This is a genomic window from Streptomyces niveiscabiei (assembly GCF_001419795.1).
Taxonomy (GTDB): Bacteria; Actinomycetota; Actinomycetes; order Streptomycetales; family Streptomycetaceae; genus Streptomyces; species Streptomyces niveiscabiei.
In genome coordinates, this window is the sequence record NZ_LIRL01001004.1 from 1 (window position 1) to 2187 (window position 2187).

The following is a 2187-nucleotide window of genomic DNA, read 5'->3' on the forward strand; positions in this document are numbered from 1 at the left end:
ACCTCGGCCGCCAGCAGCCCCGCCGCCGCCCCCAGCGCCCTGAGCAGTTCCTCCGCGTCCAGGGAGCGCACGAGCGTCGGTTCCAGGGCGAGGTCCACCAGGTGCGCCCCCTTGGCGTGCGCCGCGGGAACCCCCTGCCTCAGGCACGCGAGGGTGATCAGGTGGGCCCGTAGCGCGCCGATCCAGTGTTCGGCCTGCCAGGACCGGCCCCGCTCCACGCACACGCGCGCGTGGAGGGCGTGATGCCAGGACAGGCCGATCAGGTGCGCCGGGTCCGGGTCGGCGAACGGCTCCAGCACCCTCGTACTCCCGAAGAGCGTGCGCCACTGCGGGCCTCGTGGGCCGAACTCCGCCTCCGGGGCGAACGTGATGTCGACCTCCGTCCAGCCGGGGAGGAGGAAGACGCGGATCGTGCCGAGGTCCCAGTGGTGGAGGGCGCCGAAGTCGGCGTACAGGCGGGCCGTCCACGCGGTGACGACCGGTGTGCGGGCGCCGTGGACGGCGAGGACCAGGTCGAGGTCGGACCACGGGTCGGTGTGGCCCGTGGCGTGGGAGCCGGTGAAGGCGGCTCCTGTGATCGCGGGGTCCTGGCGGGCGAGGTTCAGGAGCCGTTCCGCGACCTGGTCCTTGGGCATGGGGTCAGCCGCCGTACGCGCCCGATGCCGTCAGGCGCAGGGCTGTGTCGATCAAGGGGACGTGGCTGAAGGCCTGCGGGAAGTTGCCGACCTGGCGCTTGAGGCGGGGGTCCCACTCCTCCGCGAGGAGGCCGAGGTCGTTGCGCAGGGCGAGGAGCTTCTCGAAGAGCTTGCGGGCCTCGTCCACGCGGCCGATCATCGCGAGGTCGTCCGCCATCCAGAACGAGCACGCCAGGAACGCGCCCTCGTCGCCGGGGAGGCCGTCGACGCCCTCGTCGCCGCCGGAGGTCGGGTAGCGCAGGATGAAGCCGTCCGGCGTGGACAGTTCGCGCTGGATCGCCTCGATCGTGCCGATGACGCGCTTGTCGTCGGGCGGCAGGAAGCCCATCTGGGGGATGAGCAGCAGCGACGCGTCCAGCTCCTTCGAGCCGTAGGACTGCGTGAAGGTGTTGCGTTCCTTGTCGTAGCCCTTCTCGCAGACGTCCCGGTGGATGTCGTCGCGCAGCTCGCGCCAGCGCTCCAGGGGCCCGTCCGCGTCACCGGACTCGATGAGCTTGATCGTGCGGTCGACGGCGACCCAGGCCATGACCTTGGAGTGCACGAAGTGCCGGCGCGGGCCGCGGACCTCCCAGATGCCCTCGTCCGGCACGTTCCAGTGGTCCTCCAGGTAGCGGATCAGCTTCAGCTGGAGCAGGGAGGCGTAGTCGTTGCGGGCGAGGCCGGTCATGTGGCCGAGGTGCAGGGCCTCGGTGACCTCGCCGTACACGTCCAGCTGGAGCTGGTGCGCGGCGCCGTTGCCGACGCGGACCGGCGCCGACTTCTCGTACCCCGGCAGCCAGTCCAGCTCCGCCTCGCCGAGCTCGCGCTCGCCCGCGATGCCGTACATGATCTGGAGGTTCTCCGGGTCGCCGGCGACGGCCCGCAGGAGCCATTCGCGCCAGGCGCGCGCCTCGTCGCGGTAGCCGGTGCGCAGCAGCGAGGAGAGGGTGATCGCGGCGTCGCGCAGCCACGTGTAGCGGTAGTCCCAGTTGCGGACGCCGCCGATGTCCTCCGGCAGGGAGGTGGTGGGCGCGGCGACGATCCCGCCNNGTGATCAGCGAGCGGATCACGGCCTCGCGGTAGGGGCCGTGGTACGTGCACTGCGCGACCCACTCGCGCCAGAACTCCTCGGTCGCCTCCAGCGAGGCTTCCGGCTCGGGCAGCGGCGGGGGCTGCTTGTGCGAGGGCTCCCAGGAGATCGTGAACGCGATCCGGTCGCCCGGCGCGACCGTGAAGTCCGAGTACGTCGTGAGCTGCTTGCCGTACGTCTGTGCGGTCGTGTCGAACCACACCGAGTCGGGGCCCGCGACGGCGACCGTGCGGCCCTCGTGCTTGTGGACCCAGGGGACGATCCGGCCGTAGCTGAAGCGCATGCGCNNGATGCGGATGAGCTGGGGCGCTCCATCACGCGGGGGCATGAAGTCGGTGACCCGGACCGTGCCGCGCGGGGTCTCCCACTCGGACTCCAGGATCAGCGAGTCGCCCCGGTAGGTGCGCCGGGTGGCCGGCGGGG

At 71.8% G+C, this 2187-nt stretch carries 2 protein-coding genes and 1 pseudogene; all 3 read right to left on the minus strand.

The annotated features are described in order from the left end of the window. On the minus strand, positions 1–635 hold a 635-nt coding region (locus AOK24_RS38705), incomplete at its 3' end, for a hypothetical protein (protein WP_055724618.1). A gap of 4 nt (positions 636–639) precedes the next feature. Beyond that, a partial coding sequence (locus AOK24_RS38710) for a glycoside hydrolase family 15 protein (protein ID WP_240554326.1) occupies positions 640–1722 on the minus strand: 1083 nt, incomplete at its 5' end. Positions 1723–1724: 2 nt separating this feature from the next. Continuing rightward, positions 1725–2051 (minus strand): annotated as a pseudogene (locus AOK24_RS51735) (glycoside hydrolase family 15 protein); the annotation flags it as partial. Positions 2052–2187 lie beyond the last annotated feature (136 nt).